Raw genomic sequence first — 23,169 nt, forward strand, 5'->3', positions numbered from 1 at the left:
CAACCCATGGCAAAATCTAAAAAGCTCCAGAACGTAACCCTGGCACAGGTATTCAAAACCATCATTTGGCCCCGGAAGAAATACCTGGGGGTGGGGCTGGTACTCATTATTATTAGCAGGCTGGCGGGTCTGGTATTGCCGGGGGCCAGCAAGTACCTCATCGACGATGTAATTCCCAACAACGACAGTACCATGCTCAAGTGGCTGATAGGAGCTGTGGTAGTAGCCATTACCATACAGGCGGTTACCTCGTTTGCGCTTACGCAAATCCTGAGTGTGGAGGCGCAGCATCTTATCTCACAGCTTCGTGCCAAGGTGCAGCGGCATATCATTCAGCTGCCCATCCGGTTCTTCGATAATACCAAAACCGGCGAACTTGTTTCGCGCATTATGACGGATGTAGAAGGAGTTCGGAACCTGGTAGGTACGGGATTTGCCCAAATGGTAGGCGGCGTACTCACATCGCTGATCTGCCTGGTGCTGCTCGTGTACATCAGTCCGCTCATGACAGGCTTTGCCTTGATTCCGGTAGCTATTTTTGGTTTGATCTCGATGAAGGCTTTTGGAAAGATACGGCCCATCTTTAGGGAGCGCGGCGTAATAAATGCCGAGGTAACAGGTCGGCTTACCGAAACATTGGGAGGCGTACGTGTGATAAAAGGATTTAATGCCGAGGCGCAGGAAATCAAAACATTTGAAGATGGCGTAACGCGCCTTTTCCTGAACGTGAAGCAAAGCCTCGTCACCACCAGCATGGTAACGAGTGCGGCTACCTTGCTGCTGGGCCTTGCCTCGGCAGGCATTATGGGCATTGGTGGCTACCAGATTATGAACGGGGAACTAACATTTGGCGATTTCCTGGCCTTCACCCTCTACCTTGGCTTTATGATTGCGCCCATTCTGCAAATGAGCAACATCGGGAGCCAGTTTACCGAAGCCTTTGCCGGCCTCGACCGCACTCAGGAAATACTAAACACGCCTCCCGAAGATGCCACCGGGAACCGAACGCTGCAACTCCATCATATTCATGGCGATATCATGTTCGACAGAGTCTCTTTTGCTTACGAATCAGGAAAAGACGTAGTGAAAGAGGTGAGCTTTAAAGCGCCTGCAGGTTCAGTTACAGCGCTGGTAGGCACTTCTGGCTCCGGTAAAACCACCATTGCCGGTCTGGCTGCTTCTTTTTTGAACCCCGATAGCGGCATTATTACAGTAGATGGTTACGATCTGCAAACCATCAGTTTGCAAAGTTACCGTAGCCAGCTGGGTGTGGTGCTGCAGGATGACTTTCTGTTTGAGGGTACGATCAAAGACAACATCCTCTTTCCCAGGCCTCATGCCACCGATGCTCAACTGATGCAGGCGGTACAGGCAGCGCACGTGCAGGAGTTTACCAGCCGTTTTCCTGATGGCCTGGAAACCCGCATTGGGGAGCGGGGCGTAAAGCTTTCAGGAGGGCAGCGGCAGCGTATCGCCATTGCACGCGCTATACTTGCCGACCCACGCATTCTGATCCTCGATGAAGCCACCTCGAACCTCGATACCGAAAGCGAGAGCCTGATTCAGGCCAGCCTCAAAAACCTGATGCAGGGTCGCACCACCTTTGTCATTGCTCACCGCCTCAGCACCATTCGCCAGGCCGACCAAATACTGGTGATAGAGCAGGGCCGTATTGTAGAGCAAGGCCGCCACGAAGAGCTGCTGGAAAAGGAGGGAAGGTACTACCAACTGTACACGTACCAGGCCAGAATATAATAGAACCGGCACCTAATTCTGCACTTTACAAGCTGCTTTACTTCACTAGGCATGGCAGCAGTTTAGGTTAACAGGCACCATGAATTCACCAGCCAGACAGTCATTTATCATCGTCTGAGAAAGCTTTCTGCTATGTCAGTTGCGGTTTAATCCAAAAAAACAGTATATCTACTTAGATAGAAGGAACGTATCTTTCATAAACAATTAAAGATAACGCTATGGAAAACAACAATGAAAAAACAATTCAAAGCCTAATGGAGGAGCCTGAACAGGTAAAAGAGATTATCAACGATCCTTCTAAGGGCATTGATTTTTATAAGAAGCTTCCACTGAAACAGAAGCAGTATTTGCTTTATGCCGCTGCAGCAGGTTTAATTGGATACAGCATTTATCTTGGTAAGAAAGGTGCTTAAGCCAATTTAAATTACTGCGGAAAGCAAAAAAAAGGGACATCGCCACTCGGCATGTCCCTTTTTTTTTGTGTCTCTTTCCTATTTTTAGGAGCTTAATCCCAATGCTTCTCTGGCCATCGGCAAGTAATCATCCGTTCCCGAATCCAGTACAAACAAGCCAATAGACACGCCATAAGCTGCTTGCCGTTGCTGCATATGCTCCAGCATGCGGGGCCAGGTTATACCGCCGGCCTGAGAATAGGCTGCCAGTATGTTTTTTATAGCTCTTTCTCCAAAAGCGAACAGCAGCGCCATTAAATCAATAGAAGGGTCGCTGACCTCTGCTTCTGTCCAGTCCAGGAGGCCATTTACAGTATAACACTCGTCTGTCAGGATATGTGCCGCCTGCAGATCGCCATGCACCAGGCAGGAGTGGGCAGGCCAGTAGCTGTGGTCGGAGAGCCAGGTTTGCCATTGCTGCCACAAAGCTTCCGCTACACCCAGTTCTCTTTTGATGCGTTGCATCTGTATACTCAGGTTCTCTCGTACCTGATCCGGCTGCTGCACTTTAATACCGGCCTCTGCAGCCTCGCTGGTATTTATAGTATGTAGTGCAGCAACAGCCTTGCCAATGGAGGTAATAAAAGCTTCTGGCAGATTTTCATGATCTAAATTCCAGACATAGCAGCGTTGCTCCATATCTATATTGGCGACAGGAGTACCCGCTAAACGTGGATAGGCAATCATTTTAGGATCAAAAATCTGCCATTCAGGTACGGCAACAGGAAGTTTGTTCTGTAGAAAAGCCAGCGCCTTTCTTTCGTTTTCGGCACGAGGCAGTACATCGGGGCGGCGAGGTATTCGCAGGATCCAGGGCTGCTGTGCAGCATCAAGCGCCTGAATAACCCGGAAGTCGAGGCCCGTTTCGTTGTAGGTAAACGTATGGGGCTGCAGTTGCAGGCCAAATTGCCGGGCAATAGCGGCAAGTTCAGCCGGAGTAATCCCGGCTGTTTTAGAAGAATCTGTATGTTCTTTCATTATGGAAACTCTCTTAATTGAAAATAAAATAAGGGAGAGGCCGGTTTATTGATTATACCAGTACAGGAATTTTAAGGGAGGTACAGGCAACAATTGTTCGGCCTCGGCACTGGATGTGCCAGGAAAAAGCCACTAGAAAAGGCTAATTATAAGTAGAGTTGCAATAAAGAAGTAGTCATACGCAATAGTTAGAAATTATTTACAGACGGAAAATAGACATTTGTTTATGAAATACAAATGGCCATGTACCGACTTTCAACAAGTAAGTTGCCACCTATGAAGGTGTCTGAGCGACTTGAAAGCTAAGGCTCCAATAAAAAAAAGTTAGAGCCTCAACGTTTTAATTTCTTCTTCAATAGCCGGACTTAGTACTGTAACCAAGTGTTCGGCGAAAGCCGGATTTGCAATTTGTTTCTGATCCATCAGCACCGTTAATCCAATTTGCTCCTGATCTTCAGATAAAATTAATGTGCCCAGATAGCTTTCGATCTGAAGTGTTTTTAGTTCTTCATCTTCCGGAAAGATTTCTGTAACCCCACATGGGTAATAGCAAAATTTTTGTGAAACGGCCTCGTAGCATGGAGTGCCATATACGGGGTAGGTAAAGTTTTCCAGTACCAGACCGTTCTCGATAAATACCAGCGAGTGCATATGGGTAAGCGTATCTGATAGCCGGCCAATCAGTACATATTGGGCGCCTGTATGCTGGTAAATGAATAAGGCTATTTCGTTGAGTAAGGAGTCGTGTCTTGCCTTTTTCGAAAGCGATAAAGCTGACTCCAGAATTTCCTCTTCCTCCTGCTCTGGCAAATAGTGCCAGTAATGAACCCTGCTGTACTCCATGAGGTAAATAAATTTTTACTAAAGTGCCGCTAAGGTACACATAATTTGTTTTAGCCTCTAAAAAAAATGATAAAAAAATAAGAGTTTAAACCTTGATTAACAGGATGATAAGAGGTGTGTCGCCTCGGCATAGGAGATAAACATGGGCCTTTAATAAAGCCTACTACCGTGCGAGGACGATCTTACTGTTCTTACTGGAAGTAAAGCCGGATAGTAAAGAAATAGCTTGGACACCCAGGGTTATAAAACATGTGCTACTGCTTTAGGATTAGTAGGTGTAGCAACAGTTCAGGAGAAAGAGGTAGTTAACAGCCCTTGGTTTCAGAAGGTACAACCGAACCTGAGTTTTCTTTGCCTCTTGAAAGCAGGCTGCGTAGCATTCGCATGGCCTCCTTTTGTACGTATTTTTCGCAATTTCAATTTAGTATTAACCTCTTTGGCTTAAATAGCGTCTTGCAAACAACAGTACAGATTACTGATTTACCATGTTAAGCTATGAAGATTGCTAAAGCAAAGTATTCTCTTAAAAAAGCACTAAAACAGGTGACGACCAGCATCGCCTTTTACCCTATCCTGATCACTTTCTCTTTACTGGTCTTCTCATGGATAACTACTTACCTGGATAAAATCTTTGTGGGCAGTTTCCTTGTCGACAAGGTGCCTTACCTTCGGATAGATAATGCTGACACAGCCAGCAGTCTGCTCTCCTCACTGCTTACGGGTCTTATCAGCCTTGTGACTTTTACCTTTACAATGGTTATGGTCGTGCTAACTCAGGTTACCTCCAGTTTCTCGCCCAGGTTGTTGCCAGATTTAATCAGCGAGAAAGGAAGTCAGATAGTTTTAGGCATTATTATGGGTACCATATTTTATATTATTGTGGTTCTCAGCAACATCGGTACTATGATCTCAGGACCGGAAGTTCCTGTTTTATCAGTTTTTATTTCTATGTTTCTAGGTTTTACCAGCCTTCTATCTTTCATCTACTTTATTCATAAAATTTCGAACCAAGTGCAGATAGGGAATATTCTAAACGATATTTACCTCACCACCCGGAATGCACTGAGCAGGGAAATTGAAAGTGATTGCTATTTTAAGGAATGGGAGGAGCCTGGCAATTTCAGGCTTGTGAAAGCATGGGATTCGGGCTACTTTGATTCTATTACAGAAAAGGAATTTTTGAGGGAGGCAAAAAAGCTTGGACTAACAATACGGCTACGAAAGGTGCAGGGTCTTTATCTGCTAAAGGGAGAGCCATTTCTTGAAATTAATCAACCTTTGAATGATAAAATCAGGAGGATATTGGAAGAGAATATTTTGCTCAGGCATCAGGAAATGGTGATGGAAAATTTCTTATATGGATTTAAGCATTTAACAGAAGTAGCCGTGAAAGCACTAAGCCCTAGCGTAAACGATCCGGGAACTGCAATTCAGGCAATTAATTACCTACTCGACCTGCTATGCAGGCTCCAGCAACTCGATGGGCAAAAGGTGGTAAAAAAAGACGATGGAGCCACCGGCATTATGTATGCGCCTATCCAATTCGATAAAGTATTTTACCTGTGCACTTCCAGTATTAGAGCCTACTCTTCCCAGGATGTAACGGTGCAGGCAACTCTTATTTACCTTATAAGCAAGGTAAGTGAGCGTGATGAGGAGAAAAAATACCAACAACTTTATATGCAGGAATTAGATGCCATTGAGGAGACTTCAACAAAAAATGTGGACAGTCAGGCAGATATAGACCATATAAAAAGGATACTGGATAAAGTTAGAAAGAAATACCACTTATCTTCTTATCTGTAAGGTAAAGGTAGCCTATTTGATAGGCCAAACCTCCTTTGTATTGATACAAGAGGGAGACTAATCCGAACTGCCTGTACTTTAGATTCCTGGTCTCCAGGCCCTCCGGCTCCAGCTGCCAGAGTCCTTTTACGTGCTTTTAGAGGAAGTTAGCTGTTCCGGTTCCGCACCTGGTGCTAGGTCGTAGGGCAGCCAGTATAGATACCTCGCTGGTAAGCTTATAACTCCTCATACTTTTCTCGTGCTGGGAATATATAGCTGCGTGGAGAAAAGTAAAGGCACGAGCTAAAAGCTTGTGCCAGCAGGGGGGGTGGGCGCGCCAGGAGGAAGGAATTAATTATATAGCATTATGTGGCACTTAACCTATTTATTGAGGATATACCCATGAGGCACATCCTCCGGGATAAGGTAGTGGCAGCAGAAATGCCCTTATTTTCAGGAAACCAGTTAGAGCCCATGTTGGATACAAAGCCCGATAGAAGCCTGTATCATCACATTGCTGGCACCGCCTTTAAAACACACATAGTATAATTTAGAAGATAACATCCGGTGTGCTGACAAAATGCGTAGTCATGAAGCATTCGCCATCCCTTATGCTCTTCTTGCTCTGATGCGCCGCCTTGCCTAAATAAAATAAAGCAACCTGAGTAGTAAACTCTTACCACTTCACCGGCAATTACATGTGCAGAAATGTGAAAAATTATATTTTTCATAAAAGATGCGTGGCAAAGAATATTCGTAAAAAAGATAAGACAATGCTACGACACAGCTATAACAAAACATACCCTTGAGCACAATTACCAGAAAATCCTTTGGAAGGTCATTTTCATTAGAATAATTTCAAAGAGCCACAGAATCTGGTAGTTATATTAAAATATATAAAACAATGTGAAGCTTAATTAGGTTAAATACTTATAGAACTATACCTGCAGGCTTATTTGCTTTACTTATTCCACTTGATTTTTTCAGAGAAACCTTCTATCCTATTATTCCTAAATTCCTATCTTATGAAAACACTTTACGCGTTTATTCTGGTTTTACTATGTGCTTCTCCCATAGTTGCACAATACGAAACCGTTGTATTTAATTACGACAGAACCTATTTTAACGAAGGGCAGCCATTGCCAGCCGAAAGTAACCTGATGCTAACCGGGGATGCTGATAGTAAAGTAAGTATGGTGGAAGTGGCCATTTACAGCACATCCAACACCGATAAAAAGGCCTTATACACCAATAGCTGGAAAAAACGTGTCCAAAGCCCAGAAACCAGGTTTACACTGCCCATAAACTATCCGTTGCGTGGTAATGAGAAGTATACGTTTGTGCTAAACTATTATACACCTGCTTCCAGAAGTCAGCAGGAGCAACTTTTGCAACAGCTTTCTTCCGGGTTAGATGCCTACATCGACCAGTCGTTTGTTATAAGCAGGAGTAATATTGAGCTCCGGAAGCACCCCAAGAACATGCGCTCCGACCTGAATGCTATTGTGTACCAGGGGCTCACCCTGTATCGCAACCAGATTAACTATGAGTTTGATGGCTTTTCGGATATGGTGCTCGACAAACTGGAGCAGATAAACAACCTGCGCCTGCGCAAAGCCAGGCGCAATGTGGTGGCCACATCCGGAGAAGATAACCAAACTGTAAGGCTGAAATATGCCCAGGAGCAATTAAGTGCCCTGAAGACGATGGTGAACCAAGAAGTTGCCCAATATGCCAATGCCCAGTTGCTTGCCCTTACCGACAGTAAAAAGATAGTGGATTATGCTACCGAGAAAACCAAAAACGTGGTGGCCCTGAATGTGGGCTACGGTGGGGTTTACTATTCAGGCGACTTCGATAATTTCAGTTCAGCCACAGCACCCTATGCCGGTATTTCTATTCCGCTTGGCAAGGCTGTCTTCTCTTCTAATTTCTGGTCTAAAACCAGCGTATCGGCGGGTGTGTTTCTGCAGAACCTGGAGTTTAGCGAAGATAATGTGGCCACAGGGCCCTTGGTGAAGCGGCCGGTTTACCTGGCTCTGGGTTACAGGGCGCTGCCGTTTGTACGGATAAATGCCGGAGCTACCGTGTTGCAAAGCGACCAGGCAGCCAACTCTATTTCCGATTTTGACGTGGACCGCATTTTTATCAGGCCCTTTATTGGGCTGAGCCTTGAACTGAATTTTTGGGTAGATCTAAATCGCTAGTCATGAAAAATGCCTCCATTATTTGCCTGCTTCTATTGCTGTTGTGTACGGCAGCAGAGGCCCAGCACGACCTATACAGGTGGCAGCTAAGCGGCTACTCAGGAGTGGCTACTTATATTAATAATTCAAATTCCTTTTCAGATTATTATAAACCCGATCATAACTTGTTTCATCAGGCCGAGCTTACTTATACCTTAGGCAATGGCTTTGGCGTGTCAGCAGGTTATAGCTACGGACAAGTATTCGGTCAGGGCCAGCAGCAAACCAGCTTCCGCACAAAAGTACACCTTTTGGCCCTGCGCGCTTATTATTATACCGATATTGGCTATTTACTTCGCTCCTCCTCCAGGGTGTCGCCTTATTTTTTCCTGGGGTATGGCCTGGGCAATTTCAGAACCTCCAGTGGTCGTACCAATGTGGAATCTACGTATGTGCCCGCCATACCTTTTGGCATTGGTCTGAAGTTTAGAGTGGCCGAGCGGTGGCAGCTGGCGCTGCAAAGCGAGGTGGTTTACCTCCAGGACCCGCACCTGCAGGCAGCGGAGCTTGAGCAGAACAGCTACAACAGCGCATATATACATACCGGTATCAAGCTTGGCTACAACTTCGGTTTCAGAAAATCGACTTTTAGAGCGGCTAGTTATTACGCCAATGATGTGGCGGTACTGCAGAAGGTGGCAAGTCAGGACCAGCCAAGGCAGAACATGCTCGAAGCCATGTTGCGGCTGGAGCCCAGGAAGGTACAGCTCAAAAGCACCTCCGATTCTACTGATCTGGTGCAGGAACAGCTTACAGGCGTTACGCTTGTGCCCCCTGCTACCCCGGCAACCCGCCCTGATACTTTAACGAATCGTGTTGCCCCAGACACCAGCCAGGTGCAGCGAAATGCTGAATTAGACGGAAACCGACTTAAACAACAACAGGATTCAACTAGAGTTGCTCAACAACAACGTAAGGAGGCAACCCTGGATCGTGTAACAGATACAACAGCAGCTGTCAGACGCCAGGTTGCTCCGGCAACGAGGCAGGCAAATAGGAGGCAGCGGGAAGTTGCCGAACCAGCACAACCTGTGGTAACGGAGAGAATAGTGACGGAGGGTCCGGAACGGGTTGTTTACGTGCCGGCCGAAGACAGACGAGCCACTGTACCCGTTGTAACCAATGTAAGAGCTGGTCGGTCGCGGGAGACCAATAAGCAGGTAAATGAGTTGCAGGAACGCAACCGCAAGTTACAGCGCAGTATCGATTCGCTACAGACGATGCAGCAAGATCACCTATCTGATATACTAGCCTCTTCTCCGGCGACAGATGCCGGAATGGTACAGTTCCTGCAGCAGCAGGCAGCGCTGAACCAAAACATGCTGCAACGCCTGAGCCTGTATGAGCAGGAGCTGGCATTGCTGCGAATAATACAAGATAGCTCCGAAAGCCAATTTAATGCTGAAGCCCTTGCAGAAACGGCTGCGACTACTATATTTTATCCAATCAACACGTACCAGATACCGGTTGCCAGTTTACCCGAATTAAATGGTGTTTTGGGCCTCCTACAACAGACTCCCGCTTCTGAAGTAAAGTTAATTGGTTATGCTTCTAAGTCGGGGAAAGCAGCGTATAATCTGGCGCTGAGCCGTAAACGCGTGCAAACGCTCGTCAATTTTCTGGTAAATCAAGGCGTGGAGAAGGAGCGCATCAGCATTCAGTATTTGGGTGATGCCAAAGCAGCCAATAATGAAAATCCTTTGGACCGTAAAGTGGTAATAAAACTGAACTAATGCTTCGCCAATTTGAAAGTCATGCATTAGGAAACTTTAGACTACAAACATAATTCTCAAGGGTTTTCCTTAGTTTGATTTTTTCCATCAGTTAGCGTCGCCATTGTTTTGCCTACTCTTTCCGCCAGGTCCTCCACAAGGGGTGTATGGAGGTGAGAGGCAAAACAGTGGCGATCTCTTTTTCAATTCCACATCCCGTTGCCAGTTTTTTGCTGGCTTTGTAACCTTGTCAGCAGAACAGGCATACTAGTACATATGAACTTAACAGTTGGTTGTAAGGTAGCCTGGACGGAATCGGTTTACACCCCTTATAAAGAGGGGAAGGTCTCTGAGTTTATAGGAGAGCGAACGATAAGCGGTAGAATTACGGCAGAGGGCTACGCGAAAAAAACAAATTACCATTTCTTCACCATTCACGTGTACAGTGCAGAAGGTGTAAATGCTCATGAAATAGAACCTAACTCCAAAATAATCAGGCGCGGCGTAGTGTTGTACCCCAAGTGCACTATTATAGCCACACCCGTCAATTACGAGGACCTGGTAAAGGAAAAGGCGCAAAGAAAAGAAATCAGCAGCCCGGTATGTTATGCTGGTATTAAAGGCCTTCGGGAGGGATTTGAGGAGTAGCTGCTTTGTTGGGTTGGGAAGCCTGCTCCAGCCTAATCTTATAACAACAGTAGCCCCAGTGGTGGCAAAACAATAGCCTTCGTTTTATTTGTTCTTCACGAGTATATTTGGTTATAAAAATATCCTTTATATGAAGCTCCTTTTCTCCCTTATTCTTTCCTTGCCCTCCCTGGCTCAGAACCTTTCGCTGCGAGTTCTGCTAAAGTTAAGAGGTATGGAGACTGCAGGGATTACCAGATAGCTATCTGCAAAAGGGTGGAGGTTTATGTCCGATAGCAAACCATCAGACGAAGCAATGAGAAAAGCAGTTTGGGCTTATAATCCATCACCAACAGGAGAGGGAGCTTCTGCCTGGTGCGTACTTTACTATAAAGATACCAGCCCTTCCCGCATACTCTACAATATGGATGGCGGTGGTGCCATCCAAAGAATTCAAAAAAGAATGAGGCGGCGAAAAATAATCATACAAGAAGAAGAACAGCAGCTGGAGAGGGTAATATATAGGAAGACATACACTGACTATGCAAATGACAAGTACATCATGCATTTCATGAAGTATAACCAGCCCATTTATTATGGCATCAAAATTTTTCAGAAAAACGATTATTTAATAGCAAAGAAGAATGGACGGCTATAGAGCCGAGGTAAAAACAGGTCTACTAGACAAAGCTAATTTACCAGAACTTGTTTTCGCTTGCTTATTCTCCTCCGTTTTTAAAATCGTCCAAAATGGCCTGTAGCTCCTGCAGTGGTCTATTAAAATAGATCTGGTTCTCGTTCCGGATGGCGAAAAAGCAGCTCAGGAGGGTGAGCAGGTAGGTAACAATGGCTCCTACAGGAAAGGCCATTACGCCTCCGGGGAAGTACAGGTTAAACACCAGGACCACTCCGATCGCAGACAGGAGCGGGATCAGAATGAGTTCATATCTTTTTTTGAAGAAATAAAAGCCGGCCAGCCGTTTCCGCTGCTGCTGTACGTAACTGTAGATGGTGTCTGTGCTTTGCTGCTTCACGCTTGCAGAGGCCATTTGCTTGTATCGCTGCAGCATAATGAAGGTAAAAGGCACCGTTACCGCAAGACCCAGTATGCTGAGTAGGAGGGTGGTGGTATCGGCCAAGTAGCGGACCATAACATGGCTCAGGAGGGCGTACACCAGCACATGTAAAGTAAAGGTAGCCCAGAAGTAACGAAAGATCATCTTATGTTGCTTTTTCATAGAGGTTTGAATTACTTGTTGAAAAGATTTGGCATCGTATGGGGCAGCAGCCTGATACATATGCTGGCTGCTGTTCCAGTTTTTCTTCAGGTCATCGAGGGCTGACATGGCTATACGGGTTAGTTTGTTTTTTCATAAAGGCTTCCAGTTCCTTTTTTATCCGGACCAGGCGCACACTCACATTCGATTTAGAAAGCCCTGTTATCTGGGCTATTTCCTCATACCGCAGGTCCTCCAGGTATAGCAGTACAATGGCTTTGTTCAGTTGCGACAAACCTGCTATGGCCTCCCAAAGCAGCTGCGTCTTTTCATCCTGTTCCCCGACAGGCTCTTCGGGTATCTGCTGATGGTGCTTCGAGAGCGACAGGCTTTTATGTTTTTTGTTGTTTCGCAGGTAGGTGAGGGCCGTGTTCAGGCAAACGCTGTACATCCAGGTAGAGAATTTGGAGCGCCCGTCAAAGCTAGCATAGGAGCGCCACAGCTGGTACATCATTTCCTGCACCACATCCTGCTTCTCGTCCTCATCTGTGAAATAGAGGCCACACACTTTATGCGCTATTCCCAGGTGTTGGTTTATCTGCTGAAGAAAGATATCGTCTAAAGCTGCGCTCATGCTATTGGTTTACAAACGGTTATACCATTAGTTGCAGCAAGACAGGAAAAACTACACACAGGAGCAAAATTTTCTGCAACAACTCTTTTGCGGAAGCAGGAGGAACGGCTAAAATGAAACAAAAAGCCCTGCTCGTAAAAATTTACCAGCAGGGCCGCAAAACTGTTGCTATTACTTCTACCTTCTCAGAAAATCTAATAAGGCAGTGTTCACTTCTTCTTTATGCGTCAGGAAGATGCCGTGGGGGCCATTTTCAATCACAACATATGTGCTGTTTCTGATTCCTTCAGCAGCCTGTTCGCCGCTTGTTTTAATGGGCACAATCTGGTCGGCATCTCCATGTATGACAAGTGTAGGTACTCTTACGTTTCCTAGCTCAGAGCGGAAGTCGGTGTTAGCCCAAGCCTTAGCCGTTTCTACGGTGGCGTGTGGCGATGCAGCGGAGGCAATTTGCCAGTCGTACTGTAGCAACTCCTCTGTTACAGTGTCTTTGTTATCGGTGTAGTTGTAGAACAGCTTTCCGAACTCTGCCAAGAAGGTAACACGCTTGGTCTTAATTGCCTCCATAATCTCATCCAGTTTATCTTCAGGCACACCATCCGGGTTATCGTCGGTTTGTTTCACCATCGGGATAATGGAGCTGATAAGCACGGCCTTCGCTACGCGATCGTTGCCGAACATACTCAGGTAACGCACCACTTCGCCGCCACCCATCGAGAAACCTACCAGAATGCAGTTGCGGAGGTTCAGTTGTTCTATGATGGCGCGTAGATCCTGGGCAAGGGAGCTGTAATCATAATGCAGATAGGGGCGGTCGGAATCGCCGAAGCCGCGGCGGTCGTAGGCGATGCAACGGAAACCGGCGTTTACAATAGCCTGCACCTGGTTTTCCCACATTTTGTGGCTGAGCGGCCAGCCATGGATGAGGATGACAGGTTGCCCTTCACCGCTGTCCTGGTAATTCAGGTAAACATTTTCGTCTTTCTGGATGTCTTCAGTTTCTATAAAAGGCATAATTGCTTTTTTTGCTAGTGGAACATGTAACAAGCTTGTTTTTCAGCCTGCTCTATCTTTTAACTCCAGGCAACTTTAATTGTTTGCCGAAACGGGTAAAGGTATTGTAAACCTGTTGGCTCCGCACCATGTTGTTTGTGCGCGTTTATGCTCCTACTGTAGTCTTAGCGCAGGAAAGCTAGTCTAGAAATAATTCAGGAGACCGGACAAAATAATAAGCTTGCTGATCGGATTTTGTGAGCATCCGGGCGGTACCTAATGTAAAAGAGGGAAAGATTAGGAGTTTCTTTAAGCATATCTGCTCGCCTATTGGCGAAGGTCAAGGTGCCACTTATTTACTACTTACTTATTTGCAATTTCTTCTTTAAAAAAATGGATGCGACATACTAAGTTTTTTATGGCTAGAGGCCTTGGGATAGTAGCACGAGCGGGGACGCTCGTTCCTGGGAAAGTTTTAACCTGGTGTAGCATTAGCTTTTTCTCCGGCTTCGTTTAGCTCTTTTATGCAGGCTTTCATAAACATTTTGCCATACTCAGTAAAATAGTAATACCCTTTTTTATTATACAGGCAGTACAGAACATCCTGGTGCTTCTGATTAAGCGCCTCTACCCATTGCTGGCTTTTCAGGATGTTGGCATAATAGATTTCATGCTCCAGGTGTTTAAAGGTTTCCAGGTCCTTTTTTAGGAGTACTTCTGTTTCAAGTGCTATAATGCCAAGCTTTTCCAGGTTCTCTATATAAACGTCTATGTTTTCAGGGAAATCCAGTTCTACAAAAACTTCTACCCCTGTCAGGTTCCAGGCGACTTTTGTGTGCACCTCCTGTGCCGGCGTTAGGTGCTGTTCTCCTGCCAGGAGCGTTACCTCCGGGTTAAATGGGAGAACGGCCCCCTGACCAGCGGAGTATTGTTTTTTAATGTACAGGTCTATTCTGGGTATACTTTCTTTGTGCTTATACTGGAACAGGATTTTGGCTTCGTCGGCACAGAGGTTATTTAGAGTATTGATAAAAGAAGGATGAGCCAGGTTTAGGGTAGCCTTGGTGGATGCCTTTGTGAGTAAATTTATAAACGCCTCCGATAGCTCGTGCTGGTCCAGGTAGGTTAGTTTATCTAAAATGGGTAAGCCTACATAGGGCGGAACTTCGCAGATCTCCTCTGCCAGGCTGGCCTCTAATTTCTTTGCGTAACGTTTCAGGTTGGCATCAAACTTCGCTCTGGCTTTCTGCTCATGAAACTTTAAGGGTAGCAGCATCAGGTTTCCCATACTGAACAGCGTTCCTAAAGCTTCTCCCACATTTTTGAAACTTGGCTGCAGGAGGTCCTCATACATTTTGCCTGTAGGTATCTCGTCTAAAAATTTGTCTAACATAGTGGTAAGGGTAAGAGATGAAATGCTTGGTTACTGTTGGATGTACTTGCAAACTTAAATTTGCTAAAATAATTAGTATTTATTACTATTGTATACTAAAGATATTAGTAAAAGTTGAGCTATGAAACCAAACCACATTATTGATTTACTTCAGTTGGAAGGACATGAACTATACAAAGTGGAGGCATTTGATGTACTGAAGGTGCCTTACTATGCCTCCAGCATCTCGGCTGGATTTCCCTCTCTGGCTGATGATTACCTGGACGAGCGTATCAATTTAAATGAGTTCCTGGTGAAGAACCCCACCGATACATATATGCTAAAGGTGCGTGGAAATTCTATGGAGGATGCAAATATAAAAGACGGCGCCATATTGATTATAGATCGCTTGCTGGAGCCGGAGAACGGGCGTATTGCTGTTTGTTACCTCGATAATAATTTTACTGTAAAAACGATCCGGAAAAGAGAGGGCCGGGTTTTTCTGGAAGCTGCCAATGCGGCCTATCCGGCAATAGAAATTACGGAAGGCATGCGCATGCAGGTGCTGGGGATCGTAACGTTTATTATTATTAAGGCGGAGGAGCAATAGAAGGATTTAGAGCTTATTTATTGATTTCTGCACTTTGCTGCCCTTTTGCTGGCGCGAGCTTGCAGCTCGTGCTTGTAATATACCTACCTAATAGAATGCTGCCAGCTCGCGGCAGCGGGAAATATTAGGACTACAAATTAAATGAAATAAACATAGGTTCTTTTGAAAAAATATTCGGTTGCAAATTAACTAGTTAAGGATTTGTGGGTGCTTTTATTTGGAGTAAGAAATTAAATATTAGAGAAAGGGCATGTTCTTTGAAACAGAATTATTGTGGCTATATCAGGCACATTGTTTTCTAATATATAAGTATCATGAGAATATTCATTACGATTCTTGCTACGTTATTAATGAGTGCCTGCACACTTCTCCGGAATACTGTTGAAATTGGTATGACCGAAAGTGAGTTTAAGCAAAAGAACATCCCTGTTTATTTGTCTGAAATGACGGAAGAGTATACAATATACCGGATTCCCCAGGACGAATCCAGGGATCTGTTCGTTTACTTTGAGAAGGGTAAGTTAGTACGGGTTCAGGAAGTTGTCTACAGGCCAGACCTCATTATCGAGAAACGACAGAATTAAAGATCTTCTTCTTGTTTTAGAGCATCCATTGTTTTTTCCTTCCAGGCTGGGTTCTGCAAAGGCTTTCCTTTTGTTTAGAGGTTTTAGGCTTCTCAGCCCTTTGCTGGCGCGAGCTTTCAGCTCGTGCCTTTTTTATTCGGCAATCTCTTCTAAGTAGAAAGAACAATTAACAAAATTTTTCCTTTGCTTTTGTTGGATTGGATGCTGCGAGCAAAGGCACGAGCTGCAAGTTCGCGCCAGCGGGTCGTGCCGGATAAGTTTGCTCAGCGTGTTTGCCAGCTGGCATCTGTTACAGGATGGAGAGTAGGAGAGAAGGTCGGGCGGGGTGCAATGTCCAGGAAAGGGTAGGTGACTTTGGAAAGGTACAGCCCCTGCGGATACGCCGGTGTCAGGTGTTTGGGCGCTTTCTCAAGAGCCAGGTAACTTTCGAACTCCTGCAGGCTGAGCGTGCCGGAACCAACCTGCAGGAGTTTGCCCACGATAATGCGGATCATGCGGCTCAGGAACCTGTTTGCCGTTATCTGAAAACGCAGCCTGTTACCCTGCAGGTCCATAAACCAGCGGGCTTCTGTTACATGGCAAATGGTGCTGTCGTGCTCTGCGGGCGTAATACACAGGTTCCTGTAATCGGAATAAAGAGGGAGCAGGGCAGAGGCCGCCTGCATAGCATCCAGGTTCAGGTTCCGAACCTGATACAGGGCGCTTACATCGTTCAAAAACGGATCTTTGTAGGTATGTATAAAATAGTCGTAGCTTCTTTTGCTGGCATCGAACCGGGCGTGGGGCAGGCCTTCCACCGGAATAATATCAAACACAGCAATATCGGGTGGTAATACTTTGTTCAGCCTGAATAGCATGTCGAAGTCCCAGGGCTGTGCTACATCCAGGTGAAAAAAGAACTGGCTCGCATGTACTCCGGCATCTGTTCGGCCACAACCCACTATAGCTACCGGCTGCTTCAGAATCTTCTTCAGACAATCTTCTATCACCTGCTGCACCCCAACACCATAGGGGTGTCGCTGCCAACCTTTGTACTGTGTGCCGCTATAGCCGATATGAAAGAAGTAACGCAAGGTTTTGCTCCGGTTTAAGTGAAGGAAGTTTCCTTGCAAGATAGTGATAAAGGAAGTTTAGTATACTAGTGCTCCTCCAATTTGATTTTTAGAAAGGTTATGTGCCTTTAAAGTTGTTCCAAAGCGGCCAGAGGCCGCGGAATAGCAGTCACAAGCGAGGACGCTCGCGCCATGTTAATTTCTAATTTTTAATTTGGAAGTGCACTAGTCAGCACAATGAATATGGATGTTTAAGTATTCCCTCCCGTGAAAGCGACTGTCCTTGGCATCACCCCTCAGTTTAAAAATATGGTATGTCCTGGTTTGCTAGTCGTTTTCGACAGCCCGGCCGATGCACGCACTGTTGGCTAAAATGATGTGCAGGCAAATGTTTGGCGGGTAGGGGAGTAGGTTAATATAAGGCACTATTATACTTCCAGTGCTCCGGCTCCGATACAAATCAAAGACAGCGGATTCTATTTCAGGGGGTTAGGTAAAAAAATAATATAAAATAATTTGCGCAACCGATTAATTGCGCGTATATTAGCAATCATTCGGTTGCATATTTAAATTGACAAATGAGAAGAGACGTTTTCCAGGCTATAGCAGATCCTACCCGTAGAGCCATTATTGGTTTAATTGCCCTTCAGGCCATGACTCCGAATGCTATAGCCGAACATTTTGACACTAGCCGGCAAGCTGTTTCAAAGCACTTGCAGATCCTGACCGAGTGCCAGCTTGTAAAACAGGAACAGCAGGGGCGGGAAATTTATTATCAGCTTGAAGTTTCTAAAATGAAAGAAATTGACAAATGGCTGGAACAGTTCAGGAAGATCTGGGAAGACCGTTTCAACGAACTTGACACAGTATTATCAAACATAAAATCAAACAAGCCATGAAAAAAGACCTGGAATTCGAGTTTTCCGTGAACAAGGAAAACAAGACAATCACCGTTAAAAGAGAGTTTGCAGCAGAGCTCCCGCTGGTGTGGGATGCTTACACAAAAAGTGAGCTCCTGGACCAGTGGTGGGCGCCTAAACCCTGGAAAGCTCGCACCAAAACAATGGATTTCAGAGAAGGCGGCTACTGGCACTATGCCATGGTTGGTCCGGAAGGGGAAGAGCATTGGGCATTGGCCAATTACAAAACCATTGATCCTAAAAAGAGCTTTACCGCGCTGGATGGCTTTGCAGATGCCGAAGGAGTGGTAAACACAGAAATGCCGCAATCGAAGTGGGAGGTAAGCTTCACACCCAAAAATGAAGTTACCTTAGTTGAGAACCTGATCATATTCGATGACCTGGCTCAGCTCGAAACCACGATCCAGATGGGCTTTAAAGAAGGCCTGACCATGGCAATGGAAAACCTGGATGCCTTACTGGCTGCTCAGAAACAGGAGGTTTAAAGTCTGTAAGCTGCAGAAAAGAGATCATTTTTAATAGCATGCTATAAAAGCGGGGCTGGTGCAAAACCTTCGAGCCTCGCTTTTATAGTTTAATGTACTTATTCATCGGCTGCTAGTACAATCTTTAAGCTCGTGCCGGTACTCGTGCTGATGGTACATCTGCGTGGAAAAGAATTGAAAATTGGAATGATGCTCTGAAGCAGCATTTTCAAATCTTTCAGTTTTTATCAAATTTTGATATTAAGTTGACTGTGTACCAGATGCCTTCACTAATAAAATGTCTTGTACACCCTTGAGGCTTTATAGATACATATACTTCCGAAGGCCATTTTCATTAGAATATTTTAAAAACCGGATGGCATATTGAACCATCTTACCCGAAGGAAATTTTTTTGACTTGATTTGATAAGGCTGCAGCCTTGGGACCAGTTTTTTATATTCCTCTTATAAGCTTTTCCTGTAATTGTCTGTTTTCTACTTGTTTTTCCTGAATACTAACTGCTTTTCCTATCTTTGTAATATAAGCTTTTCATGATAGCCGATGCATGATAATCAAATTTCCTCTGCTGGCGCGAGCTTGCAGCTCGTGCCTCCATTTCCATTGCGCTTTTCTCAGGCTATATCTATTTCCAGCAATCCTTTGCCGCCGCTGTAGTCTATGGCGCTGCTGTATTTCCAGTAGTGGGCCTCCGATACAAAGCCAGCTTCTACCGGGTTCTGGTGGATATAGTCGATCTTCTGGTCGATCACGGCGGCACTCCAGAGCTCAACAGGTTGGTTGTGCTGCTGCCAGAACTGCCGGTGCTTCACGTTGCTGTTCTTTAGGCCTGCCCGCTCCATGAGCCACAGCATCCATTCCTTCCGGCTTTCCTGCGGATGTTCGGCAATGGCTTTCTGCAGCGCTTTGGAAGTAAAGGTTTTCAGTTCCTTGAGCAGCACGCTCGGGTTATGATCTTTTGCCCGGAATAGCAGGTGCACATGGCTGGGCATGATGCACCAGGCGTAAATTTCCATGCCTTTGTTTTTTCGGCAATAGTCCAGGCTGTCTCTTACAATAGCAAAATACTCTTCCCGCGTAAAAACGTCTATCCAGTACACTACCGCAAAGCTCACAAAGTACAGCCCTTGCTGGTCATGAAATTTATACTTCCGGCTCATGTTCAGGATTATACTGCCAATAGCTGATTTCAGGTTCAGAAGCTACCTATTTACCGGTGCCTTGCCGAGCGTTGCTGGCAATTCTATAATTGCTGGTACTTGCTGGCGCGAGCTTGCAGCTCGTGCCTCCTTTGTGTCAATGCATTAATCCTACTGCATGCTGCCAGTAAAGAGATCGAAGCTTTTGTTTAAAGTGAATGGTTCGTGGAGAGGGAAAGGCACGAGCTGCAAGCTCGCGCCAGCGGGGCTGAATGTATAGCTGCATGTAAAAGTAAAGCCCGAACTGCACGTTCGGGCTATAAAGTGTAATATTTATACATTGATTAACTAAGAACTATTTCCTCATATCTTTTTGCTCTCATAGTGAATGCATGTTTAGTCCCCTCCATGACATCACAAATTTCCTTTTTAATATCAGGTATATCAACTGTTCCAGAATATAGAACACCTAACTTTTTACTTTCTGAATTCATAGATACGATATACTCTGCGTCACCATTGACAGGAATATTAGCGTTATGAGTAACAACAATTATTTGGCGTTGTTCTTTTGCAAATTTTAGTCTATCAACTATCAGCTCATAAACCAATCTATTATCTAAATCATCTTCAGGTTGATCTAATAATAAAGGCATGTTGCCTTGGGAAAGTATAAATGTCAAAATTGCTGTAGTTTTTTGACCTGCAGAGGCCGTGGACAATGGTCGGAAAGAAGCATTATTTGTTGGTTTATACTGAATCTCAATTTCATCTTCAGGCCATAACAAGTCAATTTCATCAATTTGAGCATCATTTAGTTTTTCTACTAAATTATAGAAGTAACCAGTAATCTCATCCACTTCTTCTTTATTTCGAATTCTGTGAAAGATATTTCTGATACCGTTTATTGTTCTCTCAACATTCCCACTAAAACATATTTCAACTAAAATGTTGATATCTTTATCAAAGCTATTTTCTTTTTGTAGAATTGTTCTAAGTTTGGTTTCGAAATCTGTTTTATTCCTAAGTGGCTTTATCAAAATCTTAACTTTGTCATCAGGAAGGATAGAAGCTACAGCAAGCTGCCTTTTTTGTGTAATCTCTTTGGTTGTATCTAAAAATTCTTTCTGGATTTCTTCCCGAGATTTTAATTCTTGATCCAATGTATCCTCTAAAACATTTATCTTATTTAGATCCTTTTCTTTGGAAGCTTTTTGTGCAGTTATTTTCTCAAAGTTTTTGATATCATCTATGCCTTGAGCTTCTAAATCAGCTTTTTTTGCATTGAAATCGGAGAGATTTCTATTGTACTTATCTTTCCATTCTGACACCTTAATTTCATCTATCAAAGTATCTTTTACATTTAATACTTTATTTTTAAGAACTTCGATTTCTATTTTAATGCTCTCTAAATCTTTTTGAGCTTTGCTATTGATTTCGTAGAGTTCTAAAGATTCATTAGCATTAAATGCAGTTAGGTTTAATGAATCTATATGGATTTGATCAATTAAATCATCAAAGGAACTTTCAATATTTTCAAACTTGGATAATTCATTATTGATCAAAACTTCCTGTGTTGTAAGCAACTCCTTTTCAGACAACAGGTCTGCTATTCCACTTTCATGAAAAAGCTTTATTCTTTCTTCTAAATCTTTGATCTCTGTCTGTAGTTTGCCCTTGCCAGCTATTTGTTGCTGAATGGTTCTAATAGAAGTAGATTTCTCTAGAAATAACCTTTTTGTTGTTTCTCTACTATCTTTTAATGTTTCTATGTCAACATCCAATTTGTCAATTCGCTCTCTTAAGCAATTGGGCTCTTGAGCTATCTCATATATTTGCTTTTGAGAATACTGTTCATATTCAAAGAAATCGATAAAGCCCTCTTCTTCTACAGTTACCCAACTATCCTTGGCTGTATCAAACTTTAGTATTTCTACCTTTTGAGACTCTTGATGAATTATATCAGTTGCTTTAATTTGATATTTTACTTTGTGCCGAATGAATTCAATCAGTATCTCAGAGTTTTCAGTTAAGACTCCTTTTTTTGATCTATTGTCAAATCTTTTATAGAAATCTTTTTGATCAGCAAAAATCTCCTTCAAATCACATATATCTGCACACTTATTAAAGACTCCTCTTATAAATCTAAAAATACTTGACTTTCCACTTCCTCTTCCGCCTATAATAGTTGTTAGTTGAGGATTAAAATCAATTCTTAAAGGAGTAGTGTGATCTGTAATAGTAGTATTAGTTATCTCCAACGATTTTATCCACAGGTCAGGGGCTTCGTAAGGTATATCAGCGCAGATATGATTAGTTTTAACTCTTCTCTCAGGGATCAGAAATGCTTGCCTTAAACCTTCTAAAGATGGTTTTTCATCCATCTTAATCCAGCTATAGCAGCTTCCAATTCCCCACAAACCATGTTTTGGATTATTCTGTTCATGAGGGTTATCAGAGAATGAAAGTACAGCTAAGTTGGCATCATTAGCATATTTTACTGCAGTTGACCACTCTTTTATAATTGAATCATCTATTTGTGGATTTGGATAAGAATAATAAAAATTAAATTTCTCTTTAAGCTCACTGTCATATGGTGACGAAATAGGTGATAAAAATTCAGGGTGTACTACCTGAACAGCATTAATGTAATCAAGCGCGTAGAGCTTTTTTAAATTAGCTACGCTTATTGAGCCTAAACCATTGTACTCATCTATATGAGCAGGAATAATAATAGCTCCTGCATTTTTTGCTTTTTCTGCTACTTCAAAAATACTAAGCGAGGTGAAAGCTTCCTGCGTACCAAACTGACTTCTAGGGATACCACAGGTTATTAGAAAATCATTAATATCATCTGACGTTTTATCGGTATCGAAAATTATTAAAAGGTGTACCTTCGATGGATCGCATGTAATTTCAACACCAGGGAAAACAGTGAGTTCTGTTCCTTCAGCAGCTAATTTTATTTGATCAACCATAGCTCCAGTATTATGATCAGTAACTGCTACACAGTTTAAACCTTTTTTTAGAGCTTCATTTACCCACTGTTCTGCAGTAACAGTTTTATCTTGAAAGCAAGCACTTGCTGTTGAATGGATATGAAGATCACATTTGAACCATCTTGCACCTTTATACTTCATAGCATCTATTCTTTTGTTCGTTAAAGGGAATTTAAAATCAATAAATTCTTAGTATGTTGTAAGTCAAAGTTAGATGCATAATATATATATATTGCATTATATAGAACTTTATTTATCAACTAATTCTCCACATTCCTAGCTGTACCACAAGGATGACCTAGCCAGAAATTTGTAGAATCTTTAGATCGGCTATTTTATTAGTTTTGTAATTATCTTACTGAAGTCACGTTTAAAAAATTACCCCTTGCCTTTCAACCCATTCACCATAGACCTCCCCGTTCGGGAAATCATACCTGCCGTGCGGGAGCACCTGGCGGCGCAGAACACATTAATCGTAAACGCCCCTCCTGGAGCCGGTAAAAGCACTTTGCTGCCGCTGGCTTTGCTGGACGAGGCCTGGCTGCAGGGTCAGAAGATTATTATGCTGGAGCCGCGGCGGCTGGCGGCCAAAACCATTGCCGAGCGGCTGGCGCAGTTGCTGGGCGAGGAGGTAGGCCAGACGGTTGGTTACCGCATCCGTTTCGAGACCCGCATTTCGGAGCGCACCCGCATCGAGGTCGTAACCGAAGGCATCCGATTAAACTTCTGGCTATGGGCAAATCGTATGTTATTGATTTTCTAAAATAG

21 protein-coding genes and 1 pseudogene are annotated in these 23,169 nt (G+C 44.0%); 13 read left to right on the forward strand and 9 right to left on the reverse strand.

From position 1 onward, the window contains the following. Positions 1-6: 6 nt before the first annotated feature. Positions 7-1,755: an ABC transporter ATP-binding protein gene (locus ACMA1I_RS08105; protein ID WP_337067805.1), complete on the forward strand. Its 1,749-nt coding sequence runs from the start codon at positions 7-9 to the stop codon at positions 1,753-1,755. A gap of 218 nt (positions 1,756-1,973) precedes the next feature. After that, positions 1,974-2,168 (forward strand): hypothetical protein, encoded by a 195-nt coding sequence (locus tag ACMA1I_RS08110; protein ID WP_337067806.1) that lies wholly within the window; start codon positions 1,974-1,976, stop codon positions 2,166-2,168. An 84-nt stretch (positions 2,169-2,252) separates the two neighbouring features. Here ACMA1I_RS08110 and ACMA1I_RS08115 read toward each other — a convergent pair whose 3' ends face one another. After that, positions 2,253-3,185, reverse strand: coding sequence for a macrolide 2'-phosphotransferase (locus ACMA1I_RS08115; protein ID WP_337067807.1), 933 nt, complete (start codon positions 3,183-3,185; stop codon positions 2,253-2,255). 324 nt (positions 3,186-3,509) lie between these two features. Next, the gene (locus tag ACMA1I_RS08120; protein WP_337067808.1) at positions 3,510-4,028 is read right to left on the reverse strand and encodes a hypothetical protein; all 519 of its coding nucleotides are present in this window, start codon (positions 4,026-4,028) and stop codon (positions 3,510-3,512) included. Positions 4,029-4,523: 495 nt separating this feature from the next. Between ACMA1I_RS08120 and ACMA1I_RS08125 the strand changes: the two genes are divergently transcribed. The 6 genes from ACMA1I_RS08125 to ACMA1I_RS08150 all read left to right on the forward strand — a co-directional run bounded on the left by ACMA1I_RS08125 (position 4,524) and on the right by ACMA1I_RS08150 (position 11,056). Beyond that, positions 4,524-5,834, forward strand: a complete 1,311-nt coding sequence (locus ACMA1I_RS08125; protein ID WP_337067809.1) for a DUF2254 domain-containing protein — start codon at positions 4,524-4,526, stop codon at positions 5,832-5,834. A 381-nt stretch (positions 5,835-6,215) separates the two neighbouring features. Beyond that, entirely contained in the window at positions 6,216-6,362 is a 147-nt protein-coding gene (locus tag ACMA1I_RS08130; protein WP_337067810.1) for a hypothetical protein, read from the forward strand. A 476-nt stretch (positions 6,363-6,838) separates the two neighbouring features. Then, positions 6,839-8,020 carry a hypothetical protein gene (locus tag ACMA1I_RS08135; RefSeq protein ID WP_337067811.1) on the forward strand — a complete coding sequence of 394 codons (1,182 nt, stop codon included), beginning with the start codon at positions 6,839-6,841 and terminating at the stop codon, positions 8,018-8,020. 2 nt (positions 8,021-8,022) lie between these two features. Continuing rightward, a complete protein-coding gene (locus ACMA1I_RS08140) occupies positions 8,023-9,792 on the forward strand; it encodes an OmpA family protein (RefSeq protein ID WP_337067812.1) in 1,770 nt (589 codons plus the stop codon). A gap of 255 nt (positions 9,793-10,047) precedes the next feature. Beyond that, positions 10,048-10,419 carry a hypothetical protein gene (locus ACMA1I_RS08145; protein WP_337067813.1) on the forward strand — a complete coding sequence of 124 codons (372 nt, stop codon included), beginning with the start codon at positions 10,048-10,050 and terminating at the stop codon, positions 10,417-10,419. A 295-nt stretch (positions 10,420-10,714) separates the two neighbouring features. Then, complete coding sequence (locus ACMA1I_RS08150; protein ID WP_337067814.1) at positions 10,715-11,056, forward strand: hypothetical protein; 342 nt, start codon at positions 10,715-10,717, stop codon at positions 11,054-11,056. A gap of 61 nt (positions 11,057-11,117) precedes the next feature. On the opposite strand, the gene ACMA1I_RS08155 is transcribed toward ACMA1I_RS08150, so the two are convergent. The 4 genes from ACMA1I_RS08155 to ACMA1I_RS08170 all read right to left on the reverse strand — a co-directional run bounded on the left by ACMA1I_RS08155 (position 11,118) and on the right by ACMA1I_RS08170 (position 14,635). Further along, complete coding sequence (locus ACMA1I_RS08155) at positions 11,118-11,744, reverse strand: hypothetical protein (RefSeq protein ID WP_337067815.1); 627 nt, start codon at positions 11,742-11,744, stop codon at positions 11,118-11,120. Next, positions 11,728-12,249, reverse strand: coding sequence for an RNA polymerase sigma factor (locus tag ACMA1I_RS08160; protein WP_337067816.1), 522 nt, complete (start codon positions 12,247-12,249; stop codon positions 11,728-11,730). The genes ACMA1I_RS08155 and ACMA1I_RS08160 overlap by 17 nt, the downstream gene beginning before the upstream one ends. Positions 12,250-12,426: 177 nt before the next feature. Then, entirely contained in the window at positions 12,427-13,263 is an 837-nt protein-coding gene (locus ACMA1I_RS08165) for an alpha/beta hydrolase (protein WP_337067817.1), read from the reverse strand. 454 nt (positions 13,264-13,717) lie between these two features. Next, a complete protein-coding gene (locus ACMA1I_RS08170; protein WP_337067818.1) occupies positions 13,718-14,635 on the reverse strand; it encodes a DUF4393 domain-containing protein in 918 nt (305 codons plus the stop codon). A gap of 121 nt (positions 14,636-14,756) precedes the next feature. Between ACMA1I_RS08170 and ACMA1I_RS08175 the strand changes: the two genes are divergently transcribed. Together ACMA1I_RS08175 and ACMA1I_RS08180 are read left to right on the forward strand one after the other, a co-directional pair. Then, a complete protein-coding gene (locus ACMA1I_RS08175; RefSeq protein WP_337067819.1) occupies positions 14,757-15,224 on the forward strand; it encodes a translesion error-prone DNA polymerase V autoproteolytic subunit in 468 nt (155 codons plus the stop codon). 350 nt (positions 15,225-15,574) lie between these two features. Then, positions 15,575-15,808, forward strand: a complete 234-nt coding sequence (locus ACMA1I_RS08180) for a hypothetical protein (RefSeq protein ID WP_337067820.1) — start codon at positions 15,575-15,577, stop codon at positions 15,806-15,808. 263 nt (positions 15,809-16,071) lie between these two features. On the opposite strand, the gene truA is transcribed toward ACMA1I_RS08180, so the two are convergent. Beyond that, on the reverse strand, positions 16,072-16,920 hold the full coding sequence (gene truA / locus ACMA1I_RS08185) for a tRNA pseudouridine(38-40) synthase TruA (protein WP_414703884.1): 849 nt from the start codon (positions 16,918-16,920) through the stop codon (positions 16,072-16,074). Between the two features lie 518 nt (positions 16,921-17,438). Here truA and ACMA1I_RS08190 point away from each other — a divergent pair. Together ACMA1I_RS08190 and ACMA1I_RS08195 are read left to right on the forward strand one after the other, a co-directional pair. Further along, a complete protein-coding gene (locus tag ACMA1I_RS08190) occupies positions 17,439-17,759 on the forward strand; it encodes a metalloregulator ArsR/SmtB family transcription factor (protein WP_337067822.1) in 321 nt (106 codons plus the stop codon). Further along, entirely contained in the window at positions 17,756-18,265 is a 510-nt protein-coding gene (locus ACMA1I_RS08195; protein WP_337067823.1) for an SRPBCC domain-containing protein, read from the forward strand. Before ACMA1I_RS08190 ends, ACMA1I_RS08195 begins: the two co-directional genes overlap by 4 nt. 612 nt (positions 18,266-18,877) lie before the next feature. Here the strand turns inward: ACMA1I_RS08195 and ACMA1I_RS08200 are convergent. Next, positions 18,878-19,423, reverse strand: coding sequence for an REP-associated tyrosine transposase (locus ACMA1I_RS08200; protein WP_337067824.1), 546 nt, complete (start codon positions 19,421-19,423; stop codon positions 18,878-18,880). 323 nt (positions 19,424-19,746) lie between these two features. Continuing rightward, positions 19,747-22,542: a TrlF family AAA-like ATPase gene (locus tag ACMA1I_RS08205; protein WP_337067825.1), complete on the reverse strand. Its 2,796-nt coding sequence runs from the start codon at positions 22,540-22,542 to the stop codon at positions 19,747-19,749. Positions 22,543-22,786: 244 nt separating this feature from the next. On the opposite strand from ACMA1I_RS08205, the pseudogene ACMA1I_RS08210 reads away from it, so the two are divergent. Beyond that, positions 22,787-23,116: pseudogene (locus tag ACMA1I_RS08210) on the forward strand (DEAD/DEAH box helicase); the annotation flags it as partial. Positions 23,117-23,169 lie beyond the last annotated feature (53 nt).

The sequence above is a fragment of the Pontibacter sp. 13R65 genome, from assembly GCF_047525655.1.
GTDB lineage: Bacteria > Bacteroidota > Bacteroidia > Cytophagales > Hymenobacteraceae > Pontibacter.

Excerpts from the sequence above, each read along its gene's own strand:
- ACMA1I_RS08175 (WP_337067819.1), top strand. The coding sequence starts at position 14,757 with ATGAAACCAAACCACATTATTGATTTACTTCAGTTGGAAGGACATGAA.
- ACMA1I_RS08190 (WP_337067822.1), top strand. The coding sequence starts at position 17,439 with ATGAGAAGAGACGTTTTCCAGGCTATAGCAGATCCTACCCGTAGAGCC.
- ACMA1I_RS08200 (WP_337067824.1), bottom strand. The coding sequence starts at position 19,423 with ATGAGCCGGAAGTATAAATTTCATGACCAGCAAGGGCTGTACTTTGTG.
- ACMA1I_RS08130 (WP_337067810.1), top strand. The coding sequence starts at position 6,216 with ATGAGGCACATCCTCCGGGATAAGGTAGTGGCAGCAGAAATGCCCTTA.
- ACMA1I_RS08125 (WP_337067809.1), top strand. The coding sequence starts at position 4,524 with ATGAAGATTGCTAAAGCAAAGTATTCTCTTAAAAAAGCACTAAAACAG.
- ACMA1I_RS08135 (WP_337067811.1), top strand. The coding sequence starts at position 6,839 with ATGAAAACACTTTACGCGTTTATTCTGGTTTTACTATGTGCTTCTCCC.
- ACMA1I_RS08180 (WP_337067820.1), top strand. The coding sequence starts at position 15,575 with ATGAGTGCCTGCACACTTCTCCGGAATACTGTTGAAATTGGTATGACC.
- ACMA1I_RS08115 (WP_337067807.1), bottom strand. The coding sequence starts at position 3,185 with ATGAAAGAACATACAGATTCTTCTAAAACAGCCGGGATTACTCCGGCT.
- ACMA1I_RS08170 (WP_337067818.1), bottom strand. The coding sequence starts at position 14,635 with ATGTTAGACAAATTTTTAGACGAGATACCTACAGGCAAAATGTATGAG.
- ACMA1I_RS08140 (WP_337067812.1), top strand. The coding sequence starts at position 8,023 with ATGAAAAATGCCTCCATTATTTGCCTGCTTCTATTGCTGTTGTGTACG.
- ACMA1I_RS08205 (WP_337067825.1), bottom strand. The coding sequence starts at position 22,542 with ATGAAGTATAAAGGTGCAAGATGGTTCAAATGTGATCTTCATATCCAT.
- ACMA1I_RS08160 (WP_337067816.1), bottom strand. The coding sequence starts at position 12,249 with ATGAGCGCAGCTTTAGACGATATCTTTCTTCAGCAGATAAACCAACAC.
- ACMA1I_RS08110 (WP_337067806.1), top strand. The coding sequence starts at position 1,974 with ATGGAAAACAACAATGAAAAAACAATTCAAAGCCTAATGGAGGAGCCT.
- ACMA1I_RS08145 (WP_337067813.1), top strand. The coding sequence starts at position 10,048 with ATGAACTTAACAGTTGGTTGTAAGGTAGCCTGGACGGAATCGGTTTAC.
- ACMA1I_RS08165 (WP_337067817.1), bottom strand. The coding sequence starts at position 13,263 with ATGCCTTTTATAGAAACTGAAGACATCCAGAAAGACGAAAATGTTTAC.
- ACMA1I_RS08105 (WP_337067805.1), top strand. The coding sequence starts at position 7 with ATGGCAAAATCTAAAAAGCTCCAGAACGTAACCCTGGCACAGGTATTC.
- ACMA1I_RS08120 (WP_337067808.1), bottom strand. The coding sequence starts at position 4,028 with ATGGAGTACAGCAGGGTTCATTACTGGCACTATTTGCCAGAGCAGGAG.
- ACMA1I_RS08155 (WP_337067815.1), bottom strand. The coding sequence starts at position 11,744 with ATGTCAGCCCTCGATGACCTGAAGAAAAACTGGAACAGCAGCCAGCAT.
- ACMA1I_RS08195 (WP_337067823.1), top strand. The coding sequence starts at position 17,756 with ATGAAAAAAGACCTGGAATTCGAGTTTTCCGTGAACAAGGAAAACAAG.
- ACMA1I_RS08150 (WP_337067814.1), top strand. The coding sequence starts at position 10,715 with ATGAGAAAAGCAGTTTGGGCTTATAATCCATCACCAACAGGAGAGGGA.